Here is a 26331-nt window from a genome sequence, read left to right on the forward strand (position 1 = left end):
CCGCTTCACACTTTTCCTGGAATCGCTTCAGTCCTCGATGCCGAGCTTGGCCTTGACGAGGGCCTGCACCGCCTGCGGGTTGGCCTTGCCGCCCGTCGCCTTCATCACCTGGCCGACGAACCAGCCGGCAAGCGTGGGCTTGGCCTTCACCTTCTCGACCTGGTCCGGGTTGGCGGCGATGATCTCGTCGACGGCCTTCTCGATGGCGCCGGTATCCGTCACCTGCTTCAGGCCGCGCGCCTCGACGATCTCGGCCGGGTTGCCGCCCTCGTTCCAGACGATCTCGAAGAGGTCCTTGGCGATCTTGCCGGAAATCGTGCCGTCCTTGATGAGATCGATGATCTGCCCAAGCTGGGCGGGTGAAACCGGAGTCTCTTCAATGGCTTTGCCGGCTTTGTTCAAGGCGCCCAGCAGGTCGTTGATGACCCAGTTGGCGGCGATCTTGCCGTCGCGGCCGGCGGCCACGGCCTCGTAATAATCGGCGATCGCCTTTTCCGAGACGAGCACCGAGGCGTCGTAGACGGACAGGCCGAGATCCTTGACGAAGCGGATCTTCTTGTCGTCGGGCAGTTCCGGCAGGCCGGCGAGCAGCTTGCCGACGAACTCGTTGTCGAATTCCAGCGGCAGGAGGTCCGGATCGGGGAAATAGCGGTAGTCGTGCGCGTCTTCCTTCGAGCGCATGGAGCGCGTCTCGCCCTTGCCCGGGTCGAAGAGACGGGTTTCCTGGTCGATGGTGCCGCCGTCCTCCAGGATGCCGATCTGGCGGCGGGCTTCATATTCGATCGCCTGGCCGATGAAGCGGATGGAGTTGACGTTCTTGATCTCGCAGCGCGTGCCGAAAGGCTCGCCCGGACGGCGCACGGAGACGTTGACGTCGGCGCGCATGGAGCCTTCGTCCATGTTGCCGTCGCAGGTGCCGAGATAGCGCACGATGGAGCGCAGCTTCGTCATATAGGCCTTCGCCTCGTCCGACGAGCGCATGTCCGGCTTGGAGACGATCTCCATCAGCGCGACGCCCGAACGATTGAGGTCGACATAGGACATGGTCGGATGCTGGTCGTGCATCGATTTGCCGGCATCCTGCTCCAGGTGCAGGCGCTCGATGCCGATCTCGATATCCTCGAAATTGCCCTGGCGGTCGGGCCCGAGCGAGATCGTGATCTTGCCCTCGCCGACGATCGGGTCCTTGAACTGGGAGATCTGGTAGCCCTGCGGCAGGTCCGGATAGAAGTAGTTCTTGCGGTCGAAGATCGAGCGGTGGTTGACCTCAGCCTTCAGGCCGAGGCCGGTGCGCACGGCCTGCTTGACGCATTCCTCGTTGATGACCGGCAGCATGCCCGGCATAGCGGCATCGACGAGCGAGACATTGGCGTTCGGCGCCTTGCCGAATTCGGTGGAGGCGCCGGAGAACAGCTTGGAATTGGAGAGGACCTGGGCGTGCACCTCCATGCCGATGATGACTTCCCAGTCGCCGGTGGCGCCGGGGATCAAGCGTTTCGGATCGGGGGTACGGACGTCGACGATGGTCATGGGATGCTCTTTGCGAAAGCCTCGGATTTGCCTGCCTCGGTAGAACATATGGCCGGCCGGTGCAAGGCTTTGCCGCATATCCGGCCCCTCTTCCCCCGGCCGCCGGTTGACAGGCAGGGCGATTCGTAACTATTATTGTTACATGAAAAGAAACAGCCGCCTTTCCGCCGTGCTTCACGCCCTCATGCACATGGCCGAGCGCGAGGCGCCGATGACCTCGGACGACCTTGCGCTCTGCCTCGACACCAACGCCGTCGTCGTCCGGCGCACCATGGCAGGCCTTCGCGAGGCCGGCATCGTGCAGTCCGGCCGCGGCCATGGCGGCGGCTGGCATTTTGCCCGGCCGCTCGCCGACATCTCGCTGCTCGACATCTACAACGCGCTCGGCGAGCCGATCGTCTTCCAGATCGGCCCGGCGACGGAAATGCCGGGCTGCGTTGTCGAGCAATCCGTCAACCGGGTGATCGGCGAGGCGCTGAAGGATGCCGAGGCGATCCTGATGGCGCGCTTCGCCGGCACGACGCTGGCAGACCTCGCCGCCGATTTCCGGGTGGCGGCGAAACACTGCCGGGCCGATACCGGCTAAGCGGGAACGCCCTCCGATACCCTGCATCGAACGACCGAGACCCCTCGGGCGCGCGATGCCGCACGTTCCAAAGAAAGGATGAACCATGACCGAAGATGCCATCATCATCGGCGGGGGCTTTGCCGGCCTTTCCGCCGCCCTGCAGCTCGCCCGCGCCCGCCGCCGCATCACCATTCTCGACACCGGCGAGCCGCGCAACCGCTTCGCCGCCCATTCGCACGGCTTCCTCGCCCAGGACGGCCGGCCGGGCCGCGACATCCTCGCCGACGCCCGCCGGCAGCTTGCCGCCTACGGGACCGTCACCTTCCGCGACGTGCCGGCCGAGCGGCTGGAGGGCGAGAAGGACGCCTTCTCCGTCGTCGCCGGTGACGGCAGGCGGATCGAGGCGCGCCGCGTGCTGCTTGCCACCGGCTTCGAGGACCAGTTGCCGGCGATCCCCGGCCTTGCCGAACGGTGGGGCAAGACGGTGCTGCATTGCCCCTATTGCCATGGCTACGAGGTCGGCGGCGGCCCGGTCGGCGTCCTGGCGCGCACCGCCGAGGCGGCGCGCTTTGCGGCGGTGGTCGCCGACTGGGGCAATGTCACGCTCTTCACCAACATGGCGCCGGAGCCGGACGATGCGGCCCTTGCCGTGCTTGCCGAACGCAATGTGAAGCTCCGGCCGGGCCGCGTCACCGCCATTGCCGACGGGCCGGACGGCATGCTGTCCGTCGAGACGGGGCCGGGCATCCCGACCCTCATCAAGGCGCTCTTCGTGATGCCGGAGGCACGGGTGCGGAGCGCCATTCCGGCCGAGCGCGGCCTGACGCTGAAGGAGACGCCGATCGGCAACATCCTCCACACCGACGACACCGGCCAGACCTCCCTGCCCGGCCTCTATGCGGCCGGCGACATCGCGCTCGGGCCGGCGAACATCTCGCTCGCCGCGGCCAACGGGGTGAAGACCGCCGTCTTCCTGCATCACTCCCTGATCTGGCCGGCGCATTGACCTTTGCGGATGCCCCGGCTATTCCGGGGCATCCGCAAATGGAGTTTTGATGTCCAACTCGTCTGAGACCTGCTGAGGACCCTGCCCGCTAAGCTTGCGCGCAGGGTCTGGAAAAACGATGAGCCCTGCCACTTCCGGGTGGCGGAACGTTTTTTCGCGTTCATTCGAACGCCGGACGGATTCTCAAGACAATGGACATTTCGCGCGCCGAACAGCGCATTCTCCACCTGCTCGCCCAGGGCGGCAGGATCGACATCGTAAAAGACGAAAACCGGAAGATCATGACGGTCGCCTGCATCACGCGGGACGGCTGGCGGGCAAGCGGCCTCGACATCGACCTCTTCCGCAAGCTGAAACGCCGGCGATGCATCGCCTCCTCCGGCGGCAGGCCCTACCGCATCACGCAGCGCGGCCTGGAGCTGGTGCGTTCGCAGCAGGACAACCAGTGAACCGGCTGGAGGCGCGGCGAAAGCCCGCCTCCCCTCAGAACCCGCCCGGCCCGTAGCCGGCTGGCGCATCCGCGACGAGCTGCCGGCGCAGGCCGACCGATTCGACGTCGCGGTCGAGGCGTTCCGAATAGTCGATGGACAGCCAGTTCACGCTATAGCCGTGCTTCTGGAAGAAGCCGACGGCCACCGTGTTGCGGGCATGGGTCTGCAGGCGCGCCGCTTCGAAGCCCGCCGCGACGATCTCCGCCTCCATGGCGGCGAGCAAGGCGGCGCCGAGCCCCTTCTTCTGCTGCGGCGGATCGATCCAGAGGTCGCTGATCTCGTCGTCCAGCGCCTCGCGCGACGCCCATCCCGCCGGCCAGCCCTCGACTTCGGCAACGCTCACCCGCAGCCAGTGGCGGGCGAGGAACTGCTGGAAGGCATTGCGGGCATAGTCGCGCCGCACCTGGAGGTCGGCGACCCCGACGACGGCCTGTTCCCAGGCCCGGACGCCGATTTCGACGAGAGCCGGAACATCGTCCTCACGGGCATTGCGAACGGCGATCATGCGGACAGTCCTTTCCGCTGCCATGAAAGCACTGCCGGAAAGGCTTGGCGAGGGAGGCGCACGGCTATCCACGGAGATGATGGGGAGAAAGGGGCGAATGCCGGCACAAACGGAACCGCCCGGCCTTCCGGCCGGGCGATCCCCTACTTGTCGCGGAGCTGCACGAGGTCGTTCATCAGGCCCGCCGTCCCGTTGTGGATGGTCAGGCGCTCGACCTTGCCGGCGATGGCCTCCAGCGCCTCCAGCTCCTTCAACCGCAGCATGACCGGGTTCTCCGCCATCACCTTCGCCGTGTTGAGGAGCGAACGGGTGGCGTTCGTTTCCTCGCGGCGGCGGATGACGTTGGCCTCGGCCTGCTTCTCCGCGGCGACGACCTGATTGAGGATGTCGCGCATCTCGCCCGGCAGGATCACGTCCTTGAGCTCGATGGCCGAGACCTCGACCCCGATCGCCGCCATGTCGGCGCGGACCTTCTCGGCCGCCTCCGCATGGACCGTCACCTTGCGTTCGAGGATCTGGTCGAGCGTCAGCGTGCCGAGCGTCTGGCGGAAGGCGAACTGCAGCGCCCGGTAGAGGGCATCCGCGAAGTCCTTGACCTCCGACACCGCCTTCAGCGGCTCGACGACGCGATATTCGGCAGCGATGTTCACCCGGATCGTGACCTTGTCGCGGGTGAGCAGCTCCTGACCGGTGACGTCGAGCGACTGGCGCTTGAGGTCGACCACGCGCACCTGGATCGTCCGGCCGACGTTCCAGAAGGCGTGGAGGCCCGGCTCCAGCATGCGCTGGTGCGTCCCGTCGACGGTCAGCAGGCCGACCTGCCCGTCATTGACCATGAAGGCCGTGACGAGTTCCAGGCGGCGCGCCCGCGTCAGCCGGCGCATCAGCTCCGGATCGACATCGAGCCCGCCGGCAAGATCGACGCGCGTTTCGGTCCACGGGCCTGCCGCGTTCCAGGCCGTAAGCTTCTGGTTCGGCGCAAGAACCGCGTGGAGCTCGCCGTCGCGCTCGACGACGGCCACCTCGCGGGCGTTCGTGCGAAAGACCGTCAGCTCGCGCTGCGCGAGCTCCGGGAGCCTGTCGAACAACGGCTTCTCGTAGGCCGAGACGAAGGCCGGCCGGTTCACGTCGTGACGCTCCAGCTCCAGCATGCCGCGGCGGTTCGGCAGGGTGTGTTCGCCCGCGCCGAAAATGCCGAGGATCTCTCCCCTGTAGAGGGCGAGCACCCGTTCGTTTGCCTTCACGAGGACGCGCTTGCGCCCCAGGATCCCATCGAGAAATATCGTCATCATTCTGCTCCTTCGGTCATACGCTACGTCATGAACCGATCGTCCTTTCGTCGTTGGTTTCGATTGGCATCGGCGGCGGGATGCCGCGAACCAAAGCAGGCTTCGCTTCCCTTGCCAGTTCCCGAGGAAACCCGGATCGCCCGGGGAACCTGCGGGCGGGGTATCTTTCAACAGGCATGATCCGGGAACCGGCTGACGGCCACCGGCGGCGGGTTTTCGGGAGAGGATCGCGCGGCCCTTCGGCGGGCGCGGGCGCCACAGCGCCCTTGCCGGCCGGAAGGCGGCTTGACCATCACCGCGAACCGGACCGCAGACGTCCGGCGTCGGGCTTTCCGCACGTGCGCCTTTCGGCCCGCTTGCGGTCCGCCGTCCGCAGTCCGGTCCCCGGACCGGATGTAAGACAGCTTGGAAGGCTGTTTGGAGAAGGATTCGAACCTTCCACAGTCAGAGTAACAGTCTGATGCTCTACCACTGAGCTATCCAATGGAGCAGACAACGGGAATCGAACCCGCGACCTCCGGAGGAATGTCCGGCGCTCTGCCACTGAGCTAGGTCCGCAATACCAGTCTTCTCGGTGCGGCATCCGTACACGACGACGGCAGGGCCGCCGCGCGCGGGAGGAGCGGAAAAACTCCATCCGTTGACATCCGCACCGGCTGAACGACCGGGAGGGCGCGTTTATTCTCGACTTCGGGAAGGATCAAGCGAAAAAGGCGCAGGCGCGCCTGTCGTAACGGCAGGTGTTGCCGTTACGACACGATCGGGCGATCGAAACCGTGGGCCCGCGGCTGCGGATGGGGGAGCTGAAAGCCCCCTTACCACCACTTGGCCGGCGTGAAGCGGCCGGCTGCCTTTTCGATGACATGCGCGGTCTTGAAGAGGACGTCCTCCTCGAAGGGCTTGCCGATGAGCTGGAGGCTGAGGGGCAGGCCCTTGTGGTCGAGACCGGCGGGCACGGATAGGCCCGGCAGGCCCGCCATGTTCACCGTGACGGTGAAGATGTCCTGCAGGTACATCTTGACGGGATCGGATGCGAGCTCCTCGTCGGCGATGCCGAAGGCGGAGGACGGCGTCGCGGGGGTCAGGATCGCGTCGACGCCGGCATTGAAGGCGAGCTCGAAGTCGCGCTTGATCAGCGTGCGGACCTTCTGCGCCTGGAGGTAGTAGGCGTCGTAGTAGCCGGCCGACAGCACGTAGGTGCCGATCATGATACGGCGCTTGACCTCCTGGCCGAAGCCGGCCGCGCGGGTCTTCTCGTACATGTCGACGATGTCCTTGCCGTCGACGCGCAGGCCGTAGCGCACGCCGTCATAGCGGGCAAGGTTCGACGAGGCCTCGGCGGGCGCCACGATGTAGTAGGCCGGCAGCGCGTATTTCGTGTGCGGCAGGGAAATGTCGACGACCTCGGCGCCGGCCTCCTTCAGCCAGGCGATGCCCTGCTGCCAGAGCGCCTCGATCTCCTCCGGCATGCCTTCGACGCGGTACTCGCGCGGAATGCCGATGCGCATGCCCTTCAGCGACTGGCCGAGCGCGGCTTCGTAATCCGGCACCGGCAGGTCGACGGAGGTGGTGTCCTTGGCATCGACGCTCGCCATGGACTTCAGCAGGATCGCCGCATCGCGCACGTCGCGGGCGATGGGGCCGGCCTGGTCGAGCGAGGAGGCGAAGGCGACGATGCCCCAGCGCGAGCAGCGGCCATAGGTCGGCTTGATGCCGACGGTGCCGGTGAAGGCGGCGGGCTGGCGGATGGAGCCGCCGGTATCCGTCGCCGTCGCGCCGGCGCACAGGAACGCGGCGACGGCCGCCGCCGAGCCGCCGGACGAGCCGCCCGGCACCAGATCGGCATTGGAGCCCTTCGCGCGCCACGGGTTCTTGACCGCGCCGTAATAGGAGCTCTCGTTGGAAGAGCCCATGGCGAACTCGTCCATGTTCAATTTGCCGAGCATGACGGCGCCGTCGTTCCAGAGGTTCTGGGTGACGGTCGATTCGTATCTGGGCTTGAAGCCGTCGAGGATGTGGCTGCAGGCCTGGGTGTGCACGCCCTCGGTCGCGAACAGGTCCTTGATGCCGAGCGGGATGCCCTCCAACGCGCCGGCCTTGCCGGCGGCGATGCGGGTGTCGGAGGCCTTCGCCATGTCGCGCGCCTTTTCCGGCGTCACGGCGACATAGGCGTTGATCGTCGGGTTCGCCGCCTCGATCGCGCCGAGATAGGCATCCGTCAGCTCGACGGCGGTGATCTCCTTGGCGCCGAGCTTTTCGCGGGCTTCGGCAATGGTCAGGCGGGTCAGATCGGTCATGGGTGCGGTCACTTCGGGTCAGGCAGCGCGAAGCTGCTTTTGATAGAATATGGAATAGGGTGAATCCGGGTAGTCGAGCACGGGACCGCAGCGGGTAAAGCCCGCCTTCTCGTAAATCGCCCAGGCGGCCGGATGACGGTCGCCGGTTTCGAGCACGAGCGTTTCCAGCCCTTCCCGTTCGGCGGCGGCCTGGATCTCACCAAGGATGCGCCGGCCGATGCCCTGCCCCTGCCAGTCCGGCCGGGTGAACATGCGCTTCACCTCGCCCACCGCCGCGGAATGGCGCTTCAGCGCGCCGCAGCCGACGACGGTCCCCTCGTCGCGGGCGATCCAGACCGTCACGGTCGGCTCGGCCATCTGCTCGACGGTCAGGTGGTAGCAGGCCTCCGGCGGCGAGAGCGCGAGCAGGACGGTGTTCAGCTCCGCGACCAGCGCGCGAACCTCATCGTCAAGCGGGCTCTCGATGGCGAGGGTGACGGCCAAGGACTACTCCACCACCTTCGGAACCTGGAAGAAGTTGCGCTCGGAGGCCGGCGCATTGGCGACGATGGCATCCGCCTTGTTGCCGTCGTTGACGACGTCCTGGCGCTTCTTCATTTCCATCGGCGTGACGGAGGTCATCGGCTCGACGCCGTCGACATCGACTTCGGACAGCTGCTCGACAAAGCCGAGGATGCCGTTCAGCTCGCCGGTCATGCGGTTTGCCTCTTCCTCGCTGACGGCGATGCGGGCAAGGCGCGCGACGCGCTTCACGGTGGCTAGATCTACGGACATGGGTGGTCTCCGCTCAGAAATTTCTACCCGCTATACTGACCAAGCCCAAGGGGCGCAACGGGGGAATGGCCCCTTCCACGCCCCCTCGCCCGTTTTCGCCCCCTCAGCGCGAGACCACGCTGCCGACGCCCGGCACCTCGATCTTCGCCGAAGCACCGTCCATCGCCTTGACGAAAAGATCGGCCGTCGGCGCCAGCAGGCCGAAGGAACCGTAGTGGCAGGGGATGACCGTGTCGAACGTGAAGAAGCGCTGGCAGGCGAGCGCAGCGACGGCACCGCCCATGGTGAAGCGGTCGCCGATCGGCACGAGGCCGATTTCCGGCTGGTGCAGCTCGTTGATCAGCGCCATGTCGGAGAAGATGTCGGTGTCGCCCATGTGATAGAGCGTCGGCTCGTCCTCGAAATGCAGGACGAGGCCGTTGGCATTGCCGAGCGAATGGGAGACGCCGTCCTCGGTGATCTGCGCGGAGGAATGCAGCGCATTGACGAAGGTGGTCGAGAAACCGTCGAACTGCACGGTGCCGCCGGTATTGCCCATGTCGACCTTTTCCACGCCCTTGGCGCCGAGCCAGGCGGCAAGGTCCGCATTGGCGAGCACGGTCGCGCCGGTCTCCTTCGCGATCTTGATCGTATCGCCGACATGGTCGCCATGACCGTGGGTCAGCAGGATATGGGTAAGGCCCGCGACCGCGTCCTTGCGGGTCGCCTCGTCGAAGGCGGGATTGCTGGTGAAGAACGGGTCTATCAGGATCCTGGCTTTCGCCGTTTCGATCCGGAAGGCGGAGTGGCCGAGCCAGGTGATTTTCATGCTTGTTCTCCCGTTGGGGTCCTTGGCGCAATATAGAACCGGCGAAGGCCGTTTCCATCCATCGCCGGATCGTTATAAGCGTGGCCTTGAAGATGGAGCAACATGCAAGGAGCCGCCATGAGCGACGACGACTATATCTATGACGAAGCGACCGGCGAATGGCGGCCGGCCTCCGAAATCGCCGCGGAGAAGGCGGCGCAGAACCAGGTGCGCGATGCCAGCGGCACCGTGCTTGCCGATGGCGATTCGGTCGTGCTCATCAAGGACCTGAAGGTGAAGGGCGCCGGCCAGACGCTGAAGCAGGGCACGGTGATCAAGTCGATCCGCCTCACCGACAATCCGGAGGAGATCGACTGCCGGCATGAGACGATCAAGGGCCTGGTCCTGCGCACGGAATTCGTGCGCAAGCGCTGAGAGGGGCCTTCATGGCAACGCTGACACTGGAAGAACTGGCCGCAACGCTCGCGCCCGGCCAGCCGATCGCCGGCCTCGACCTCGGCACGAAGACCATCGGGCTTTCGGTCTCCGATCTCGGCCGGCGGCTGGCGACGCCGCGTCCGGTGCTGAAACGCGTGAAGTTCACCCAGGATGCCGAGGTGCTGCTGGCCTTCGCGGCGAAGGAGAAGGTCGCCGCCTTCGTCATCGGCCTGCCGATGAACATGGACGGCAGCGCCGGGCCGCGCGTCCAGGCGACACGCGCCTTCGTACGCTCCATGGCCGAAAAGACCGACATTCCCTTCGTCTTCTGGGACGAGCGGCTGTCGACGGTGGCGGCGGAGCGCACGCTGATCGAGATGGACGTGTCGCGCAGGAAGCGGGCCGAACGCATCGATTCGGCCGCCGCCTCCTTCATCCTTCAGGGTGCACTGGACAGGCTCTCGTCGCTGGCAAGGGCGGCCGGCGCCGACTGACGGCGGGCCTGCCACCAGGCGGCAATCTTCCCGCGGCGCCGGAACGCGATGATGCCGAGCACGAGGAAGCTGTCGACGATGATGGCGCGCAGCACCAGCGGCGGCAGGTCCTCCGGCGGGATGCCGAGGATATGGCCGTAGATCTGGAACACCAGGTCATGCGTATCGCGCGTCAGCATGAAGAAGCCGAAGCTCATGTCGTAGTAGGAAAGCCCGTACCAGCTGCCGAGCAGCGCGATGGGGCCGGCCCAGAGAATCAGGAACCACTTCATGCCGCCCTCCTCTTCGGTGCGAGAAGGTCGCCGGCCGCAAAGACGATCTCGCTGGCCGCCACGCCCGCGGCGATGACGAGAAGCGGAACGACGATATCCACCGCCGCAAAACAAAACAGGGTCGTCATGACCGAAATCCGGGCCGTTCTGGCCATAGGCTGCACTCGCTCACATGGTTAACACCAGGTAAACGGCACCTTCACCCGTTAACCCTGTTCGCGCAACGCAAACCCTTCATTAAGGTTAATTTCCACACGGGTCCCGCCGCGGGCAAGCCTTGCAAGCCCGCCCAAGGCGTGGAATGAGCAGCGACCATTTCCTCGCCCGCCCCGGTTCCCATGCTCGCCATCTTCGAAAGCATCCTTCCCGTCTTCCTGCTCGTCGTGCTGGGGGTTCTTCTCAAGCGCTGGCGGCTGATCGATCGCGACATGTGGAACGGGCTCGAGCAGCTCGGCTTCTTCGTGCTCTTTCCCTGCCTGCTCTTCACGACGCTCGCCAAGGCCGAGTTTTCCGGCATCGCCGCCGGCAGCGTGGCGCTCGGCTCCATCGGCTCGCTGAGCTTCATCGCGCTGCTGCTGGCGCTCGCCTGGCCGCTCTTTCGCGCCGCCGGCGTCTCGGGTGCCGCCTATACCTCGGTCTACCAGACCTCGACGCGCTGGAACGCCTTCATCGCGCTTGCCATCGCCGAAAAGCTCTACGGGCCGGAAAGCCTTGCGCTGGTCGCGCTGGTCGCCACGCTGATCATCATCCCGATCAACCTCTACAATATCGGCATTCTCGTCTGGTTCGGCGGCGGCACGCGCAGCCTCAGGACATTCGCGCAGAAAATCGTCACCAATCCGATGATCATCGGTTCGGTGCTCGGCGTCACCATCAACCTTCTGGAAATCCCGGTCTACGCGCCGCTGATGCAGGCGGCGGAACTCGTCGCCGGCACCTCGCTCAGCCTCGGCCTGATCATGGTCGGCGCCGGACTGAAGCTTGCCGATGCGCTGAAACCCCGGCCGCTGGCGCTGCTGCCGGTCGCCTTGAAGCTCGTGTTCATGCCGCTGGTCATGACGGCGGCCGCCTATGTCCTCGGCATGCGCGGCGAACCGCTGCTGACGATCGCCATGGGAGCGAGCGTGCCGACGGCGATGAACGGCTATGTGCTGGCCAAGCAGATGGGCGGCGACGCGCCGCTCTATGCCGCCGTCGCCACGCTGCAGACGATCGCCTCGTTCCTCACGATCCCGGTCGTGCTGGCCGCGACCGCCTACCTTGCCGGCGGATAGAGCAGGTCGACGATATAGGCCGAATCGAAGCGCGAATCGAGCATGCCGTAGGTCGAACGCCAGCCCGAGGCGAGGCGCGTCTCGAGGAAGGCATCGGCGATGCGGCCGGCACCGGCGCGGTAGAGCTCGGCCGCGGCGGCGGCAAGCGCCAGCTGCTCGACCAGCATGCGGGCCGCCCCCTCGTCGCGCTCGCAGAGCGACAGCGCCGCGCGCAGCACGTCGGCCGTCTTCTTGCCGGCCGGGCCGAGATCGCGGGCAAGCCCGGCGAACAGCATCTCGAACAGGTCCCTGCCCCGGCCGATGACGCGCATCAGGTCGAGCGCCATGACATTGCCCGAGCCTTCCCAGATCGCGTTGACCGGCGCCTCCCGGTAATGCCGGGCGATCGGCCGCTCCTCGACATAGCCGCTGCCGCCGATGCACTCCATCGCCTCGTAGATGAGAGCGGGCGCGATCTTGCAGCACCAGTATTTCGTCACCGGCGTCATGATGCGGGCATAGGCGGCGTCCTCGGCACTGTCGCGCGCCTTGTCGAAAGCCTCCGCCAGGCGCAGGGAAAGCGCGGTCGCGGCCGCGACGTCGAGCGCCATGTCGGCAAGCACGCGCGTCATGATCGGCTGGGCGACCAGCGGCTTGCCGAAGACGGTGCGGCCGCGCGTATGGTGCACGGCTTCTGCGAGCGAGGCGCGCATGATGCCGGAGGAGGCCAGCGCGCAGTCGAGCCGCGTCAGCGTCACCATGTCGAGGATGGTGCGGATGCCGGCATCGGGCGTGCCGAGCAGGAAGCCGAAGGTTTCGGAGAACTCGACCTCGGACGAGGCGTTGGAGCGGTTGCCGACCTTGTCCTTCAGGCGCTGGAAGCGAAGGCCGTTGCTGGAGCCGTCCTCCAGGAGGCGCGGCACGAGGAAGCAGCCGACGCCCTCGCGCGTCTGGGCGAGCATCACGAAACCGTCGCTCATCGGCGCCGACATGAACCATTTGTGGCCGGAGAGCCGGTAGATGCCCTCGCCGACGCGCTCGGCGGTGGAGGTGTTGGCGCGCACATCCGTGCCGCCCTGCTTTTCCGTCATGCCCATGCCGATGGTGACGGCGCTCTTCTGCATGGCGGGCTTGTTGGTGCTGTCATACTTGCGCGACAGGATTTTTCGCCCCCATTCGCGCTGCACCTGCGGCGAGACGGAGAGGGCCGCGACCGAGGCGCTTGTCATGGTCAGCGGGCAGAGATGGCCGCATTCGAGCTGGGCGGTCAGGTAGAAGCGCACCGCGCGCGCCTTGTGCGCCCTGCCCTTCTCGTCCGGCACGTTCTCCCACAGCGAGGAATGCAGGCCGCTCGCCATGGAGCGGCGCATCAGCGCGTGCCAGGCGGGGTGGTAGTCGACGACGTCGAGGCGCTCGCCGCGCGGGCCGTGGGTGCGCAGCTGCGGCACGCCCTCGTTCGCCATGCGGGCGAGTTCCTGCGCTTCCGGCGAGGTCACGGAACGGCCGATCGCGTCGAACTCGTCGCGCAGGCCCTTGGGCATGGCGTCGGTGGCATCGACCAGCAGCGGGTCGGAGCGATAGGCGTTGATGCCCGACCAGAGCGGCGGCTGGTTGAGATCGGCGAGTTTCTGTTCGGTCGTCTTGTCGCGAGTCATGAGCGGGTTCTAGCCCAAGTCGCGGCGGGGCGAAACGGGGCCTTGCGGCTGCCGGCGCCCCGGGCTTCACAAAAGCGTGGGAATGCGCGGCCTTGCCGCCGCTTCGCCTTGCCGCGGGGGAACCGACCCTCTATAGACCCCGCGTATCCACGACAGTTGAGGCGGAGTTTCATGGACTTCTTTCCGCATCGCCACCTTCTCGGCATCAAGGGCCTGACCGAGCAGGAGATCACGCACCTGCTCGACCGCGCCGACGAGGCGGTGAAAATCTCCCGGCAGCGGGAGAAGAAAACGTCGACCCTCCGGGGCCTGACGCAGATCAACCTGTTCTTCGAAGCCTCCACCCGCACGCAATCCTCCTTCGAGCTTGCCGGAAAACGCCTCGGCGCCGACGTGATGAACATGTCGGTCGGCAATTCCTCGGTAAAGAAGGGCGAGACGCTGATCGACACGGCGATGACGCTGAACGCCATGCACCCGGACGTGCTGGTCGTGCGCCACTCCTCCGCCGGTGCCGCCGCGCTGCTGGCGCAGAAGGTCTCCTGCTCAGTGGTGAACGCCGGCGACGGCCAGCACGAGCATCCGACCCAGGCCTTGCTCGACGCGCTGACCATCCGCCGCGCCAAGGGCAAGCTCTCGCGCATCATCGTCGCGATCTGCGGCGATGTGCTGCATTCGCGCGTCGCCCGCTCGAATATCCTGCTGCTCAACGCCATGGGCGCGCGCGTGCGCGTCGTCGCGCCTGCGACGCTGCTTCCCTCCGGCATCGCCGACATGGGCGCGGAGGTCTACCACTCCATGGAGGAAGGCCTGAAGGATGCCGACGTCGTGATGATGCTGCGCCTGCAGCGCGAGCGCATGTCCGGCGCCTTTGTGCCCTCGGTGCGCGAATATTTCCACTATTACGGGCTCGACGCGGAGAAGCTGAAGGCGGCGAAGGAGGATGCGCTCGTCATGCATCCCGGGCCGATGAACCGCGGCGTGGAGATCGCCTCCGAGATCGCCGACGGGCCGCAGAGCGTCATCGAGCAGCAGGTCGAGATGGGCGTCGCCGTCCGCATGGCCGTGATGGAAACGCTTCTCGTTTCGCAGAACCAGGGTGTCCGCGCATGACCCGCACCACCGTCCTGAAAAACCTCCGCATCCTGGACCCCTCGCGCAACCTGGACGAAAAGGGCTCCATCGTCATCGAGAACGGCAGGATCGCCGCCATCGGCAGCGGCGCGCAGAACCAGGGCGCGCCGGAAGGCGCCGAGATCGTCGACGGACGCGGCCTCATCGCCGCGCCCGGCCTCGTCGATGCCCGCGTCTTCGTCGGCGAGCCCGGCGCCGAGCACCGCGAGACGATCGAATCGGCCTCCCGCGCCGCGGCGGCCGGCGGCGTCACAACCTTCATCACCATGCCGGACACCGACCCCGTCATCGACGACATCGCGCTCGTCGAATTCGTGCTGAAGAACGCCCGCGACAAGGCCATCGTCAACATCCACCCCGCCGCGGCCCTCACCAAGGGGCTTGCCGGCGAGGAGATGACCGAATTCGGCCTGCTGAAGGATGCCGGCGCCGTCGCCTTCACCAATGGCCGCAACCCGATGCACAATGCGCAGGTGCTGCGCCGGGCCATGACCTATGCCCGCGAATTCGGCAGCGTCATCGCGCTCGAAACCCGCGACAAGTATCTCGGCGCCGGCGGCGTGATGAACGAGGGGCTGCTCGCAAGCTGGCTCGGCCTTTCCGGCAGCCCGCGCGAGGCCGAACTGATCCCGCTCGAACGGGACCTGCGCATCGCCGGCCTGGCGCGCGGCAAATACCACGCGGCGCAGATCTCCGTGCCGGAATCGGCCGAAGCGGTGAAGCGCGCGAAGGAGCGCGGCGCGGACGTCACCTGCGGCATCTCGATCAACCACCTGACGCTGAACGAGAACGACATCGGCGAATACCGCACCTTCTTCAAGCTCTCCCCGCCGCTGCGCGGCGAGGACGACCGCAAGGCCATGGTCGACGCGCTCGCCCGCGGCGAGATCGACATCATCGTCTCCTCGCACGACCCGCAGGACGTCGATACCAAGCGCCTGCCCTTCGCGGACGCGGCCGATGGCGCGATCGGCCTCGAGACCATGCTGGCGGCGGCGCTCAGGCTGCACCACAGCGGCGAGGTCCCGCTGATGCGGCTCCTCGATGCGCTCTCGACACGGCCGGCGCAGATCTTCGGCCTTGACGCCGGCACGCTTTCGCCCGGCGCGCGCGCTGACATCGTGCTGATCGATCCCGACGAACCCTGGCTCGCCACCAAGGACCGCTTCGTCTCGCGCTCGAAGAACACGCCCTTCGAAGATGCCCGCTTTACGGGACGCGCGATTAGCACCTATGTTGCCGGCGAACGGGTGTATTCGCTGGACTGAAAGGGACATCGGTCCGGCGGAGAGTGTGGATCCTCGGGTCGAGCCCGAGGATGACGGAAGAAGGAAGATCGGAAGACGTTGAGAAACGTTGCCCCTGCTGGACCGTTTGATGGGGTCGGTAGCACCTCCCCCTCTCCGTCATCCTCGGGCTCGACCCGAGGATCCACGCCCCGCATGCAGACATTGGAACGGGGGAACTGACGTGTCCGACATCTTCACCTGGCAGCTCGGCGCCCTGCCGACGCTCGCCGCCCTCGCCTTCGGCTATCTCCTCGGCTCCATCCCCTTCGGCCTGATCCTCACCCGCATGGCCGGGCTCGGCGACGTGCGCCAGATCGGCTCCGGCAATATCGGCGCGACGAACGTGCTGCGCACCGGCAACAGGAAGCTTGCCGCGGCGACCCTGCTGCTCGACGCCCTCAAGGGCACGGCCGCCACCGCCATCGCCTCGCGCTGGGGGCTCGATGCCGGCCTTGCGGCGGGCCTTGCCGCCTTCCTCGGCCATCTCTTTCCCGTCTGGCTCGGCTTCAAGGGCGGCAAGGGGGTCGCGACCTATGTCGGCCTGCTGCTCGGCCTCGTGCCTGTCATGCTCGCCGTCTTCGCCGCCGTGTGGGTCGGCGTCGCCTATCTGACGCGCTATTCGTCCCTCTCCGCCCTGGTTGCAACCATCGTATCTCCGGTTGTATTGTGGTTTCTCGGCCACGAGAAGGTGGCGCTGCTGTTCGCCCTCCTCACGGTGATCACCTGGTGGAAGCACAGCGCCAATATCAGCCGCCTGCTCGGCGGCACGGAAAGCAAGATCGGCAGCAAGGGATAGAGATGGACGAGCGCAGCGCAAGGACGAGGGGAATTGCGCTGACGGACCGACAGAGGATCGCCTGGCTGCGGCTCATCCGCAGCGACAATGTCGGGCCGGTCACCTTTCGCGAGCTCATCAACCATTTCGGCAGCGCCGAAGCGGCGCTGGACATGGTGCCGGAACTCTCCCGCCGTGGCGGCGCGTCGCGCAGCATCCGCGTCGCCAGCCGGGCCGAGGCCGAACGCGAGCTGGAAATCGCCGAACGGCACGGCGCGGCCTTCGTCGGCATCGGCGAGCCGGACTATCCGCCGCTGCTGCGCCAGATCGACGGCGCGCCGCCGCTTCTCGCCGTCAAGGGAAACCGGACCGCTGCCGCGGCACCGGGCGTCGGCATCGTCGGCGCGCGCAACGCCTCGATTTCCGGCGTGAAATTCGCCGGCCTGCTGGCGCGCGAGATCGGCCGCTCGGGCTATTGCATCGTTTCCGGCCTTGCCCGCGGCATCGACACGGCCGCCCACCGCGCCAGCCTCGATACCGGCACGATCGCGGCCATGGCCGGCGGCCTCGACAAGCCCTATCCGCCGGAAAATATCGGCCTGCTTGCGGAACTCACCGAGGGACAGGGCCTTGCCGTCAGCGAGATGCCGTTCGGCTGGGAGCCCCGCGCCCGGGACTTTCCCCGCCGCAACCGGCTGATCGCCGGCATGTCGCTGGGCCTGGTGGTGGTGGAGGCGGCGGTGCGCTCCGGCTCGCTGATCACCGCGCGCAATGCCGCGGATTTCGGCCGGCTGGTCTTCGCCGTGCCCGGCTCGCCGCTCGATCCGCGCTGCGAGGGCACGAACGGCCTGCTCAAGGACGGCGCGACGATCGTGACGGCGCCGGAGGATGTGCTGGAGGGGCTGCGGCCGCTCTGCGAACCCGACCTCTTCACCCCGCGCCCGGGGGCCGGCGAACCCGCGGAGGACGTGCCGCCTACCCTCAGGCTGCCGCCGAGCGACGGCGAACGGGAGCGCATCGCCGAGGCGCTGAGCCAGGTGCCGGCCGAGATCGACGAGATCATCCGCCATACCGGCATCGCGGCGGCGAGCGTCTACCTCGTCCTCCTAGAACTTGATCTTGCCGGCCGGCTTCAGCGGCATGCTGATGGCCGGGTCTCGATGAGCCCGGACTGAAAGCGGCCGCAGGCCGGCCAGGATATCCCCCGCCTCCACATAGGCCATCTCGATGAAATAGCGCAGCATGTCGGCGCCCTCGTTGTGCGCGACCGTGCGCAACTCGCCCAACATCTGTCGTGTGTAGGCGATGTTCTCCTCTGCGGTATGCGGCGGAAGCGCGGGCTTGGAAGGTTTCGAGTTCATAGCTTTTCCGTTGTCCCGGGGATTTCAGAATCACCGTCAGGTTGCAATTCCTACGCCCAGAAGACGATACAATGATTATCAATAATTGCAACACTTGAATTGTATCGTATAAGTTGCATTTCAGCACATATGACTTGTATCTATAAGTGCGACATCTAAATTATCTCGTTTTGGTTGCAACTCGTTGTATCCCACTAATTTCACCCCTACCTCTTGACCCGGACGCTTTGTCTGTTCATGTCGAGACACGACTTTCCGGCGCAAGAGCGCCCTTTCGCCGCGCATTCCCGCGCGCGCTCCCGGTATCAGAGAAATGACGATGAATGTTGTAGTTGTGGAATCGCCCGCCAAGGCCAAGACGATCAACAAGTATCTCGGCCCCGGCTACAAGGTGCTTGCCTCCTTCGGCCATGTGCGCGATCTGCCCGCCAAGGACGGCTCCGTGCGCCCGGACGAGGATTTCGAGATGTCCTGGGAAGTGGACAGCGCCTCGGCCAAGCGCATCAAGGACATTGCCGACGCGATGAAGTCCTCCGATGGCCTCATTCTCGCGACCGACCCGGATCGCGAAGGCGAGGCCATCTCCTGGCACGTGCTCGACGTCCTGAAGAAAAAGCGCGTGATCGGCGACAAGCCGGTCAAGCGCGTCGTCTTCAACGCCATCACCAAGTCGGCCGTGCTCGACGCCATGCGCAACCCGCGCGACATCGACATCTCGCTGGTCGACGCCTATCTCGCCCGCCGCGCGCTCGACTATCTCGTCGGCTTCAACCTTTCGCCCGTGCTGTGGCGCAAGCTGCCGGGCGCCCGCTCGGCCGGCCGCGTGCAGTCGGTGGCGCTGCGCCTCGTCTGCGACCGGGAAGCCGAAATCGAGCGTTTCGTCTCGGAGGAATACTGGAACCTCTCCGCCCTCTTGAAGACCCCGCGCGGCGACGAGTTCGAGGCCCGCCTCGTTTCGGCGGAGGGCAAACGCCTCCAGGCGCGGTCGATCGGCAATGGCGATGAGGCGAACCGCCTCAAGGCGCTGCTCGACGGCGCGGCCTACCGCGTCGAAAGCGTCGAAGCCAAGCCCACCAGGCGCAATCCCGCACCGCCCTTCACCACCTCGACGCTGCAGCAGGCCGCCTCCTCCAAGCTCGGCTTCTCGGCATCGCGCACCATGCAGGTCGCGCAGAAGCTGTATGAAGGCATCGACATCGGCGGCGAGACGGTCGGTCTCATCACCTATATGCGTACCGATGGCGTGCAGATGGCGCCGGAGGCGATCGATGCCGCCCGGCGTGCCGTCGCCAGCCAGTTCGGCGAGCGCTACGTGCCGGAAAAGCCCCGCTTCTATTCCACCAAGGCGAAGAACGCCCAGGAAGCGCACGAGGCGATCCGCCCGACCTCCTTCGACCGCACGCCCGACCAGGTGAAGCGCTATCTCGATCCCGACCAGCTGAGGCTCTACGACCTCGTCTGGAAGCGCGGCATCGCCAGCCAGATGGCCTCCGCCGAGATCGAGCGCACGACGGTCGAGATCGAGGCGGACAATGGCGGACGCAAGGCGGGCCTGCGCGCCACCGGCTCGGTCATCCGCTTCGACGGCTTCATCGCCGCCTATACCGACCAGAAGGAAGACGGCGAGCAATCGGACGACGGCGAGGATGGCGGCCGCCTGCCGGAGATCAATGCGAAGGAAACGGTCACCAAGCAGAAGGTGAACGCCACCCAGCATTTCACCGAGCCGCCGCCGCGCTATTCGGAAGCCTCGCTCATCAAGAAGATGGAAGAGCTCGGCATCGGCCGCCCGTCGACCTATGCCGCGACGCTCGCCACGCTGCGCGACCGCGAATACATCGTCATCGACAAGCGCAAGCTGATCCCCGAAGCCAAGGGCCGTCTCGTCACCGCCTTCCTGGAAAGCTTCTTCACGCGCTATGTCGAATATGACTTCACGGCGGACCTCGAGGAAAAGCTCGACAAGATCTCGGCCGGCGAGCTCGACTGGAAGCAGGTCCTGCGCGATTTCTGGAAGGATTTCTTCGCGCAGATCGAGGATACCAAGGAGCTGCGCGTCACCAACGTGCTCGACGCGCTCAACGAAGAGCTGGCGCCGCTCGTCTTCCCCAAGCGCGAGGACGGCAGCGATCCGCGCATCTGCCAGGTCTGCGGCACCGGCAAGCTCTCGCTGAAGCTCGGCAAGTTCGGCGCCTTCGTCGGCTGCTCGAACTATCCGGAATGCAACTACACCCGCCAGCTTTCCGCCGACAACGGCTCGGATGCGGAGGCCGCCGCCTCCAACGAGCCGCAGAATCTCGGCAAGGACCCGCATACCGGCGAGGACATCACGCTGCGCACCGGCCGCTTCGGCCCCTATGTGCAGCGCGGCGACGGCAAGGAGGCCAAGCGCGCCAGCCTGCCGAAGGGCTGGACGCCGGCGAGCATCGACCACGAGAAGGCGCTTGCCCTGCTCTCGCTGCCGCGCGACATCGGCCAGCATCCGGAAACCGGCAAGATGATCTCCGCCGGCATCGGCCGCTACGGCCCGTTCCTGCTGCATGACGGCGGCTATGCCAACCTCGACAGCGTCGAGGACGTCTTCTCGATCGGCCTCAACCGCGCCGTCTCGGTGATCGCCGACAAGCAGTCCAAGGGGCCTGGCGGCCGCTCACGCGGCACGCCCGCTGCGCTGAAGACGCTCGGCGACCATCCCGACGGCGGCCCCGTCACCGTGCGGGACGGCAAGTACGGCCCCTATGTGAACTGGGGCAAGGTCAACGCGACGCTGCCGAAGGGCAAGGCCGCCGAGAGCGTCACGCTGGAGGAGGCACTCGTGCTGATCGCCGACAAGGCCGGCAAGACGCCGACCAAGGGCAAGGCCAAGGCGGCGAAGACCACCAAGGCGGCAAAATCCGACGATGCCAAGGCCGCAAAGCCGAAGGTGGCGCCCAAGGCCAAGACCGCATCCAAGGCAAAGAAGGCCTGACGGCATGACGAGAGAACCACGCAGCCGGGCAGGACAATCCAAGCGGCCCGGCCGCGCGGGCCGTGACGTGCCGCCGGCAGACAACATCCCGATCATCCATGGCGTCATCCCGCCGCGTGACGTGCTGCTGCGCTTCATCGCCGAGCATCCGGAGCAGGCATCGAAACGCGAGATCGCCAAGGCCTTCGGCCTGAAGGGCGAGGCGCGCGTGGAACTGAAGGCGCTCCTGAAATCCTTCGAGGAGGACGGGCTCCTGGAAAAGCGGCGCAAGTCGCTCGTCCGCCCCGGCGCCCTGCCGCCCGTCACCGTTCTCGACATCACGACGCGCGATATCGACGGCGAGCTGATCGGCCGCCCGGCGGAATGGCTTGACGATGCGGGCGTCGCGCCGGCCGTGCTGATCCGCCAGTCGGGCGGCGTGCGCAGGGACAAGGCGCCCGTCGCCGGTCTCGGCGACCGCGTTCTGGCGAAGATCTTCCCGGCGAAGGAGCGCGGCGGTCCGGCCTATACGGCGCGGGTCATCAAGGTTCTCGACAAGAAGAAGAATTCCGGCATGGGCGTCTTCCGCGCCATGGCGGGCGGCGGCGGGCGCATCATGCCGATCGACCGGCGCGGCGAGGAGATGGACGTCGACGCGGAGTTCACGGCAGGCGCCAGGGACGGCGACCTCGTGGAGATCGATGTCGTGCGCATGGGCCGCTACGGCCTGCCGCGCGCGCAGATCAAGGGCGTGATCGGCTCCGTCGCCTCGGAAAAGGCGATCTCGATGATCGCCATCCATTCCCACGGCATCCCCTATATCTTCCCCGGCGCGGTGATCCGCGAGGCGGAGGCCGCAGGGCCCGCGACCATGGCGCATCGCGAGGACTGGCGCAGCCTGCCGCTCATCACCATCGACCCGGCCGACGCCAAGGACCACGACGACGCCGTCTTCGCCGAGCCGGACCCGTCCCCGGACAATCCGGGCGGCGTGATCGTCACCGTCGCCATCGCCGATGTCAGCTACTATGTGCGGCCGAAATCGGCACTCGACCGCGAGGCGCTGAAGCGCGGCAACTCGGTCTATTTCCCGGACCGCGTGGTGCCCATGCTGCCGGAGCGCATTTCCAACGACCTCTGCTCGCTGAAGGAGGGCGTCGACCGGCCGGCGCTCGCTGTGCGCATGGTCTTCTCGCATGAAGGCCGCAAGGCAAGCCACACCTTCCACCGCATCATGATGAAGAGCGCGGCGAAACTCTCCTACCAGCAGGCGCAAGCCGCCATCGACGGCGCGCCCGACGACAAGACCGGTACGATCCTCGAGACGATCCTGAAGCCGCTATGGGACGCCTACCGCATCATGACGGTCGGCCGGAACCGCCGCCAGCCGCTCGAGCTCGACATGCCCGAGCGCAAGATCCTCCTGAAGGAGGACGGCACCGTCGACCGGGTCTTCGTGCCGCCGCGGCTCGATGCGCACAAGCTCATCGAGGAGATGATGATCCAGGCGAACGTCTCGGCCGCCGAGACGCTGGAGAAGAAGAGGCAGGTCCTCGTCTACCGTGTGCACGACGCGCCCTCGCTCGCCAAGCAGGAGGTGCTGCGCGAGTTCCTGCAGACGCTCGACATCACGCTGGTGAAGGGCGGCAGCATGCGCTCCAACCATTTCAACGGCGTGCTTTCGAAAGCCAAGGACAAGCCGTTCGAGCAGATGGTGAACGAGATGGTGCTGCGCTCGCAGAGCCAGGCGATCTACAGCCCGGAAAACATCGGCCATTTCGGGCTCAACCTGATGCGGTACGCCCATTTCACCTCGCCGATCCGCCGCTATGCGGACCTCATCGTGCACCGGGCGCTGGTGGGCTCGCTCGGGCTCGGCGAAGGCGGCATCACGCCGGACGAGGAGGCCGCGCTGGACGACATTTCCGCGGAAATCTCGACCTTCGAGCGCCGCGCCATGGCAGCCGAGCGCGATACGGTCGACCGGCTGATCGCCCATCACCTTGCCGGGCGCATCGGCGAGGAGTTCGACGGGCGCGTCTCGGGCGTCACCAAGGCGGGACTTTTTGTCACCCTGCCGGAGTATGGTGCCGACGGTTTCGTGCCTATATCTATGCTCGGACGCGACTATTACATCTATGACGAGGCGCACCAGGCGCTTTCCGGCGAGAAGACCGGGCTCGGCTATCGCCTCGGCGACACGGTGCGCGTCAAGCTCGCGGAAGCGGTGCCGCTGGCCGGCTCTCTCCGGTTCGACATGATCAGCGAGGGACGCAAGATGCCGACGGCGGTGCGCTCCTTCCACAAGTCGGGCCGGCGCAAGGATGGCGCCTCGCGCCGCCAGCCGGGCATGCGCCCGCCGCGCGGAAGACGCTGAGCGCCGCAGCAGGAAGAAAACAGCCGGAGAAGGCGCCGGCGGGAAGGACATGGACATGCAGGCGAACGACACCAACGGCGGCATGCAGCATTTCGGCGACAACCCGGCCGACACGCCGGCGGAGCGCCCGCTCGGCCGTGCCATCAAGCGCGGCATGCTGAACCGCTGCCCGGCCTGCGGTTCCGGCCGCCTGTTCAAGTCCTTCGTCAAGCCCGTCGATCACTGCGCGGCCTGCGGCGAGGATTATACGCACCAGCGCGCCGACGACCTGCCGCCCTATCTCGTCATCACCATCGTCGGCCATGTCGTGCTCGGCGGCTACATGGCGACGGACCTCGTCTGGCCGCTCACCACCTGGCAGCATCTGGCCATCTGGGCGCCGATCACCGTCATCCTCTCGCTTCTTTTGCTCCAGCCGATCAAGGGCGGCGCCATCGGCCTGCAATGGGCGCTGAAGATGCACGGCTTCGGCGCCAAGCCGGAAGAGACCGAAGCGGACACGACGTCCGCCTACGGCGACCGGACGGCATGACGCCCGTCCGGCCCGTCGATGCAGCCTCGATCCTGCTCCTCGACCGGTCTGGCGAGGGCATGCGCGTGCTCGTCGGCCGGCGCAGCAGCAAGCACGTCTTCATGCCGGACGTCTATGTCTTTCCCGGCGGACGGCGCGATGCGGGCGACCGCCTCGTTCCCGTCGCCAATCCGCTGAACCCGCAGGCCTGCGAGCGGCTGGCGCTGCGCAGCGGCACGCGCTGTTCCGATTCGCGCCTGCGCGCCCTCGGCGTGGCGGCGCTGCGCGAACTCTACGAGGAAGCCGGCATTTCCGTCGGCACGCCGCTTGCCGAACCGGCGCCGAGCGCCCTGCCCTTCCGTCCCGACCTCTCCGGCCTCAGGTTCCTCGCCCGCGCCATCACGCCGGCCGGCATGGTGCGGCGGTTCGACACGCGCTTCTTCACGCTCTTCACCGACGAGGCGGGCGTCGATCCGGCCGGCGCGACGGCGAGCCACGAGTTGGAAGACCTGCGCTGGGTCGATATTTTTGACCACAAGGGCATCGAGATGCCCGACATAACCGTATTGATCCTTGAAGAGCTTCGAAAAAGCCTTCAGGAAGACAAGTCTCTGCCCTTCGGAAGAGCCGTGCCGCTGTACCACACCCAGCGCGGGCGCCTCCTTCGGGACCTTCTTTGAGGATCGACCGCATATGACGCAGCCGCAATCCGGCACCTCCGGCCCGGTGGACAGCATCCACTGGCGGTCTCTCATTGCAGCCGTCGCCGCCATTTCCGCCGTCGGCATCGCGATCGGCCTCGGCCTTCCGCTGCTCTCGATCATCATGGAAAAGCGTGGCATCTCCTCCACGCTCATCGGCATCAATTCCGCCATGGCCGGTATCGCCGCCATGGTCGCCGCGCCTTTCACCACGCGCCTTGCGCATGCCTGCGGCACCTCGACCACCATGCTGGGCGCCATCCTGCTTGCGGCCGTCAGCGGCCTCGGCTTCTACTACATCCAGAATTTCTGGCTGTGGTTTCCGCTCCGTCTCGTCTTCCACGGCGCAATCACCACGCTCTTCATCCTCTCCGAGTTCTGGATCAACGCCGCCGCCCCGCCCCGGCGGCGCGGCCTGGTGCTCGGCATCTACGCCACGGTCCTCTCGCTCGGCTTCGCCACGGGCCCCCTGCTCTTCTCGCTCCTCGGCAGCGACGGCGTGCTGCCCTTCGCGGTGGGCGCGGGCATCATCCTGCTTGCCGCCGCCCCCATCTTCATCGCGCGCGGCGAAAGCCCGATCATCGACGAGAAGCCGGAGCTGCATTTCATGCGCTACATCCTTCTCGTGCCGACGGCGACGGCGGCGGTCTTCATCTTCGGCGCGGTGGAAGTGGGCGGGCTCTCGCTCCTGCCCATCTATGCGACGCGCGCCGGCTTCAGCGAGCCCCAGGCGGCCCTTCTGCTCACCGTCATGGGCATCGGCAACATGGCGTTCCAGATCCCGCTCGGCATGCTCTCCGACCGCATGAAGGACCGCAGGCGCCTGCTGACCATCATGGCGGTCATCGGCCTTGTCGGCGCCCTCTGCCTGCCGCTCATCGCGCACAGCTGGGTGCTGATGGCCGCCGTGCTGCTGCTGTGGGGCGGCTGCGTCGCCGGCCTCTACACGGTGGGCCTCAGCCACCTCGGCTCGCGCCTGCACGGGGCGGACCTCGCAGCCGCCAATGCCGCCTTCATCTTCTGCTATGCGGTGGGCACGGTGGTCGGTCCGCAGGCGATCGGCGCGGCGATGGACGTTTCCGGCAATGACGGTTTTGCCTGGGCGATCGTCGCCTTCTTCGGGTTTTACCTCGTACTTTCGCTCGCCCGGATGGTTTTCCGGCCGAAACAGGCTTGACTTTTCGGGCGCGATTTGTAGTTTCCGCCCAGATTTAAGCCGTGGAGCAGACTGGCTGTCCGCGGCTTCGTTTTTCATAAAGGCAGGACGACCATGGCCAAGGCTACCACCATCAAGATCAAGCTGCTGTCGACGGCCGACACCGGTTTCTTCTACGTAACCACGAAGAACAGCCGTACGATGACGGAAAAGATGACCAAGACGAAGTACGACCCGGTCGTCAAGAAGCACGTCGAATTCAAGGAAACCAAGATCAAGTAATCTTGGGAGCCATTGCGGTTCGCAAAGGCGCTGGACGGAAACGTCCGGCGCCTTTTCTTTTGGCTGCGGGCCGGCGCCCCGTTCTGGTCTCCGAATCAAAAACGCCGCTCCCGTGAAGGGAGCGGCGTTGAACGGGGGTCGACCAATTATGACAACGGCACGAGGATTCCGTATTTGTCATAACCGGTCGACCGACCCCACGACCCAGGAGATGCGGCGGACCTAGCATCATGGGGTAACCGGTTGTGTGGGCTTGTTTGCCACCCATGAGTTGAGCATCGCGCGAAAAAGAAAAAAAATCAACGAATTCTTAACGCTCCCCCGACGCCTCGTTGTCTCATAGTTAATCGCGGTGGGGACAAGTGTGCCAAGGAGCACCGGTTTCGTCATGGATCACGACAAGGACAGGCCCGCATCCTTCAACCAAGGCACGAAGGGC

General features: G+C 66.3%; 27 protein-coding genes and 1 tRNA gene. 16 read left to right on the forward strand and 12 right to left on the reverse strand.

Going from position 1 to position 26331, the window contains the following annotated elements; all coding sequences use genetic code 11:
- Positions 1 to 27: 27 nt before the first annotated feature.
- Positions 28 to 1530: an Asp-tRNA(Asn)/Glu-tRNA(Gln) amidotransferase subunit GatB gene (gene gatB / locus MUU56_RS02760; RefSeq protein ID WP_244765784.1), complete on the reverse strand. Its 1503-nt coding sequence runs from the start codon at positions 1528 to 1530 to the stop codon at positions 28 to 30.
- A gap of 142 nt (positions 1531 to 1672) precedes the next feature.
- On the opposite strand from gatB, the gene MUU56_RS02765 reads away from it, so the two are divergent.
- From MUU56_RS02765 to MUU56_RS02775, 3 genes are all read left to right on the forward strand, one after another.
- On the forward strand, positions 1673 to 2116 hold the full coding sequence (locus MUU56_RS02765) for an Rrf2 family transcriptional regulator (protein WP_244765785.1): 444 nt from the start codon (positions 1673 to 1675) through the stop codon (positions 2114 to 2116).
- An 85-nt stretch (positions 2117 to 2201) separates the two neighbouring features.
- On the forward strand, positions 2202 to 3104 hold the full coding sequence (locus tag MUU56_RS02770; protein WP_244765786.1) for an NAD(P)/FAD-dependent oxidoreductase: 903 nt from the start codon (positions 2202 to 2204) through the stop codon (positions 3102 to 3104).
- 191 nt (positions 3105 to 3295) lie between these two features.
- Complete coding sequence (locus tag MUU56_RS02775; RefSeq protein ID WP_244765787.1) at positions 3296 to 3553, forward strand: YjhX family toxin; 258 nt, start codon at positions 3296 to 3298, stop codon at positions 3551 to 3553.
- A gap of 34 nt (positions 3554 to 3587) precedes the next feature.
- Here the strand turns inward: MUU56_RS02775 and MUU56_RS02780 are convergent, their stop codons facing one another.
- The 7 genes from MUU56_RS02780 to MUU56_RS02810 form a co-directional block, all read right to left on the reverse strand.
- Positions 3588 to 4100, reverse strand: a complete 513-nt coding sequence (locus MUU56_RS02780) for a GNAT family N-acetyltransferase (RefSeq protein WP_244765788.1) — start codon at positions 4098 to 4100, stop codon at positions 3588 to 3590.
- Between the two features lie 143 nt (positions 4101 to 4243).
- Complete coding sequence (locus MUU56_RS02785) at positions 4244 to 5389, reverse strand: slipin family protein (RefSeq protein ID WP_244765789.1); 1146 nt, start codon at positions 5387 to 5389, stop codon at positions 4244 to 4246.
- Between the two features lie 484 nt (positions 5390 to 5873).
- Positions 5874 to 5947, reverse strand: a tRNA-OTHER gene (locus tag MUU56_RS02790).
- A gap of 257 nt (positions 5948 to 6204) precedes the next feature.
- Positions 6205 to 7686, reverse strand: coding sequence for an Asp-tRNA(Asn)/Glu-tRNA(Gln) amidotransferase subunit GatA (gene gatA, locus MUU56_RS02795; protein WP_244765790.1), 1482 nt, complete (start codon positions 7684 to 7686; stop codon positions 6205 to 6207).
- Positions 7687 to 7704: 18 nt separating this feature from the next.
- A complete protein-coding gene (locus MUU56_RS02800) occupies positions 7705 to 8169 on the reverse strand; it encodes a GNAT family N-acetyltransferase (RefSeq protein ID WP_244765791.1) in 465 nt (154 codons plus the stop codon).
- A gap of 3 nt (positions 8170 to 8172) precedes the next feature.
- Entirely contained in the window at positions 8173 to 8460 is a 288-nt protein-coding gene (gatC, locus tag MUU56_RS02805) for an Asp-tRNA(Asn)/Glu-tRNA(Gln) amidotransferase subunit GatC (protein ID WP_244765792.1), read from the reverse strand.
- A gap of 103 nt (positions 8461 to 8563) precedes the next feature.
- A complete protein-coding gene (locus tag MUU56_RS02810; protein WP_244765793.1) occupies positions 8564 to 9268 on the reverse strand; it encodes a metal-dependent hydrolase in 705 nt (234 codons plus the stop codon).
- Positions 9269 to 9385: 117 nt separating this feature from the next.
- Between MUU56_RS02810 and MUU56_RS02815 the strand changes: the two genes are divergently transcribed.
- Together MUU56_RS02815 and ruvX are read left to right on the forward strand one after the other, a co-directional pair.
- Positions 9386 to 9682 carry an alkylphosphonate utilization protein gene (locus tag MUU56_RS02815; protein WP_244765794.1) on the forward strand — a complete coding sequence of 99 codons (297 nt, stop codon included), beginning with the start codon at positions 9386 to 9388 and terminating at the stop codon, positions 9680 to 9682.
- An 11-nt stretch (positions 9683 to 9693) separates the two neighbouring features.
- Positions 9694 to 10179, forward strand: coding sequence for a Holliday junction resolvase RuvX (ruvX, locus tag MUU56_RS02820; protein WP_244765795.1), 486 nt, complete (start codon positions 9694 to 9696; stop codon positions 10177 to 10179).
- On the opposite strand, the gene MUU56_RS02825 is transcribed toward ruvX, so the two are convergent.
- Positions 10125 to 10451, reverse strand: coding sequence for a DUF6105 family protein (locus MUU56_RS02825; protein ID WP_244765796.1), 327 nt, complete (start codon positions 10449 to 10451; stop codon positions 10125 to 10127). The genes ruvX and MUU56_RS02825 overlap by 55 nt on opposite strands.
- The gene (locus MUU56_RS32635; RefSeq protein ID WP_263193826.1) at positions 10448 to 10579 is read right to left on the reverse strand and encodes a hypothetical protein; all 132 of its coding nucleotides are present in this window, start codon (positions 10577 to 10579) and stop codon (positions 10448 to 10450) included. Before MUU56_RS32635 ends, MUU56_RS02825 begins: the two co-directional genes overlap by 4 nt.
- Before the next feature lie 210 nt (positions 10580 to 10789).
- Here MUU56_RS32635 and MUU56_RS02830 point away from each other — a divergent pair, with 210 nt between their 5' ends.
- Positions 10790 to 11725, forward strand: a complete 936-nt coding sequence (locus tag MUU56_RS02830; protein ID WP_244765797.1) for an AEC family transporter — start codon at positions 10790 to 10792, stop codon at positions 11723 to 11725.
- Here MUU56_RS02830 and MUU56_RS02835 read toward each other — a convergent pair.
- A complete protein-coding gene (locus MUU56_RS02835; protein WP_244765798.1) occupies positions 11707 to 13359 on the reverse strand; it encodes an acyl-CoA dehydrogenase family protein in 1653 nt (550 codons plus the stop codon). The two genes, MUU56_RS02830 and MUU56_RS02835, sit on opposite strands and share 19 nt — an antisense overlap.
- Before the next feature lie 171 nt (positions 13360 to 13530).
- On the opposite strand from MUU56_RS02835, the gene MUU56_RS02840 reads away from it, so the two are divergent.
- The 4 genes from MUU56_RS02840 (at position 13531) to dprA (ending at position 17732) form a co-directional block, all read left to right on the forward strand.
- A complete protein-coding gene (locus MUU56_RS02840; protein WP_244765799.1) occupies positions 13531 to 14472 on the forward strand; it encodes an aspartate carbamoyltransferase catalytic subunit in 942 nt (313 codons plus the stop codon).
- On the forward strand, positions 14469 to 15761 hold the full coding sequence (locus tag MUU56_RS02845; protein ID WP_244765800.1) for a dihydroorotase: 1293 nt from the start codon (positions 14469 to 14471) through the stop codon (positions 15759 to 15761). Before MUU56_RS02840 ends, MUU56_RS02845 begins: the two co-directional genes overlap by 4 nt.
- Positions 15762 to 15972: 211 nt before the next feature.
- On the forward strand, positions 15973 to 16578 hold the full coding sequence (gene plsY / locus MUU56_RS02850; RefSeq protein WP_244766001.1) for a glycerol-3-phosphate 1-O-acyltransferase PlsY: 606 nt from the start codon (positions 15973 to 15975) through the stop codon (positions 16576 to 16578).
- A 2-nt stretch (positions 16579 to 16580) separates the two neighbouring features.
- Complete coding sequence (dprA, locus tag MUU56_RS02855) at positions 16581 to 17732, forward strand: DNA-processing protein DprA (RefSeq protein ID WP_244765801.1); 1152 nt, start codon at positions 16581 to 16583, stop codon at positions 17730 to 17732.
- Here the strand turns inward: dprA and MUU56_RS02860 are convergent.
- Complete coding sequence (locus MUU56_RS02860; protein ID WP_244765802.1) at positions 17664 to 17918, reverse strand: hypothetical protein; 255 nt, start codon at positions 17916 to 17918, stop codon at positions 17664 to 17666. The genes dprA and MUU56_RS02860 overlap by 69 nt on opposite strands.
- A gap of 319 nt (positions 17919 to 18237) precedes the next feature.
- On the opposite strand from MUU56_RS02860, the gene topA reads away from it, so the two are divergent.
- The 6 genes from topA to rpmG all read left to right on the forward strand — a co-directional run bounded on the left by topA (position 18238) and on the right by rpmG (position 25892).
- Positions 18238 to 20886, forward strand: a complete 2649-nt coding sequence (gene topA, locus MUU56_RS02865) for a type I DNA topoisomerase (RefSeq protein ID WP_244765803.1) — start codon at positions 18238 to 18240, stop codon at positions 20884 to 20886.
- Between the two features lie 4 nt (positions 20887 to 20890).
- On the forward strand, positions 20891 to 23242 hold the full coding sequence (rnr, locus tag MUU56_RS02870; RefSeq protein ID WP_244765804.1) for a ribonuclease R: 2352 nt from the start codon (positions 20891 to 20893) through the stop codon (positions 23240 to 23242).
- Positions 23243 to 23324: 82 nt separating this feature from the next.
- Positions 23325 to 23774 carry a DUF983 domain-containing protein gene (locus MUU56_RS02875; protein ID WP_244766002.1) on the forward strand — a complete coding sequence of 150 codons (450 nt, stop codon included), beginning with the start codon at positions 23325 to 23327 and terminating at the stop codon, positions 23772 to 23774.
- Complete coding sequence (locus tag MUU56_RS02880) at positions 23771 to 24433, forward strand: NUDIX hydrolase (RefSeq protein WP_244765805.1); 663 nt, start codon at positions 23771 to 23773, stop codon at positions 24431 to 24433. The genes MUU56_RS02875 and MUU56_RS02880 overlap by 4 nt, the downstream gene beginning before the upstream one ends.
- 13 nt (positions 24434 to 24446) lie before the next feature.
- The gene (locus tag MUU56_RS02885; protein ID WP_244765806.1) at positions 24447 to 25631 is read left to right on the forward strand and encodes an MFS transporter; all 1185 of its coding nucleotides are present in this window, start codon (positions 24447 to 24449) and stop codon (positions 25629 to 25631) included.
- A gap of 93 nt (positions 25632 to 25724) precedes the next feature.
- On the forward strand, positions 25725 to 25892 hold the full coding sequence (rpmG, locus tag MUU56_RS02890) for a 50S ribosomal protein L33 (protein WP_034795357.1): 168 nt from the start codon (positions 25725 to 25727) through the stop codon (positions 25890 to 25892).
- Positions 25893 to 26331 lie beyond the last annotated feature (439 nt).

It is taken from the genome of Shinella yambaruensis, assembly GCF_022899355.1.
GTDB classification, from domain to species: Bacteria; Pseudomonadota; Alphaproteobacteria; order Rhizobiales; family Rhizobiaceae; genus Shinella; species Shinella yambaruensis.

What these genes read in the sequence shown, in the direction of transcription:
- rpmG (WP_034795357.1), top strand. Translation starts at nt 25,725, where the DNA reads ATGGCCAAGGCTACCACCATCAAGATCAAGCTGCTGTCGACGGCCGAC.
- MUU56_RS02785 (WP_244765789.1), bottom strand. Translation starts at nt 5,389, where the DNA reads ATGACGATATTTCTCGATGGGATCCTGGGGCGCAAGCGCGTCCTCGTG.
- MUU56_RS02815 (WP_244765794.1), top strand. Translation starts at nt 9,386, where the DNA reads ATGAGCGACGACGACTATATCTATGACGAAGCGACCGGCGAATGGCGG.
- MUU56_RS02845 (WP_244765800.1), top strand. Translation starts at nt 14,469, where the DNA reads ATGACCCGCACCACCGTCCTGAAAAACCTCCGCATCCTGGACCCCTCG.
- gatA (WP_244765790.1), bottom strand. Translation starts at nt 7,686, where the DNA reads ATGACCGATCTGACCCGCCTGACCATTGCCGAAGCCCGCGAAAAGCTC.
- ruvX (WP_244765795.1), top strand. Translation starts at nt 9,694, where the DNA reads ATGGCAACGCTGACACTGGAAGAACTGGCCGCAACGCTCGCGCCCGGC.
- MUU56_RS02825 (WP_244765796.1), bottom strand. Translation starts at nt 10,451, where the DNA reads ATGAAGTGGTTCCTGATTCTCTGGGCCGGCCCCATCGCGCTGCTCGGC.
- MUU56_RS02885 (WP_244765806.1), top strand. Translation starts at nt 24,447, where the DNA reads ATGACGCAGCCGCAATCCGGCACCTCCGGCCCGGTGGACAGCATCCAC.
- MUU56_RS02770 (WP_244765786.1), top strand. Translation starts at nt 2,202, where the DNA reads ATGACCGAAGATGCCATCATCATCGGCGGGGGCTTTGCCGGCCTTTCC.
- MUU56_RS02765 (WP_244765785.1), top strand. Translation starts at nt 1,673, where the DNA reads ATGAAAAGAAACAGCCGCCTTTCCGCCGTGCTTCACGCCCTCATGCAC.
- MUU56_RS02780 (WP_244765788.1), bottom strand. Translation starts at nt 4,100, where the DNA reads ATGATCGCCGTTCGCAATGCCCGTGAGGACGATGTTCCGGCTCTCGTC.
- MUU56_RS02835 (WP_244765798.1), bottom strand. Translation starts at nt 13,359, where the DNA reads ATGACTCGCGACAAGACGACCGAACAGAAACTCGCCGATCTCAACCAG.
- gatB (WP_244765784.1), bottom strand. Translation starts at nt 1,530, where the DNA reads ATGACCATCGTCGACGTCCGTACCCCCGATCCGAAACGCTTGATCCCC.
- MUU56_RS02810 (WP_244765793.1), bottom strand. Translation starts at nt 9,268, where the DNA reads ATGAAAATCACCTGGCTCGGCCACTCCGCCTTCCGGATCGAAACGGCG.
- MUU56_RS02860 (WP_244765802.1), bottom strand. Translation starts at nt 17,918, where the DNA reads ATGAACTCGAAACCTTCCAAGCCCGCGCTTCCGCCGCATACCGCAGAG.
- MUU56_RS02840 (WP_244765799.1), top strand. Translation starts at nt 13,531, where the DNA reads ATGGACTTCTTTCCGCATCGCCACCTTCTCGGCATCAAGGGCCTGACC.
- rnr (WP_244765804.1), top strand. Translation starts at nt 20,891, where the DNA reads ATGACGAGAGAACCACGCAGCCGGGCAGGACAATCCAAGCGGCCCGGC.
- dprA (WP_244765801.1), top strand. Translation starts at nt 16,581, where the DNA reads ATGGACGAGCGCAGCGCAAGGACGAGGGGAATTGCGCTGACGGACCGA.
- gatC (WP_244765792.1), bottom strand. Translation starts at nt 8,460, where the DNA reads ATGTCCGTAGATCTAGCCACCGTGAAGCGCGTCGCGCGCCTTGCCCGC.
- topA (WP_244765803.1), top strand. Translation starts at nt 18,238, where the DNA reads ATGAATGTTGTAGTTGTGGAATCGCCCGCCAAGGCCAAGACGATCAAC.
- MUU56_RS02880 (WP_244765805.1), top strand. Translation starts at nt 23,771, where the DNA reads ATGACGCCCGTCCGGCCCGTCGATGCAGCCTCGATCCTGCTCCTCGAC.
- MUU56_RS02775 (WP_244765787.1), top strand. Translation starts at nt 3,296, where the DNA reads ATGGACATTTCGCGCGCCGAACAGCGCATTCTCCACCTGCTCGCCCAG.
- MUU56_RS02875 (WP_244766002.1), top strand. Translation starts at nt 23,325, where the DNA reads ATGCAGCATTTCGGCGACAACCCGGCCGACACGCCGGCGGAGCGCCCG.
- MUU56_RS32635 (WP_263193826.1), bottom strand. Translation starts at nt 10,579, where the DNA reads ATGACGACCCTGTTTTGTTTTGCGGCGGTGGATATCGTCGTTCCGCTT.
- MUU56_RS02830 (WP_244765797.1), top strand. Translation starts at nt 10,790, where the DNA reads ATGCTCGCCATCTTCGAAAGCATCCTTCCCGTCTTCCTGCTCGTCGTG.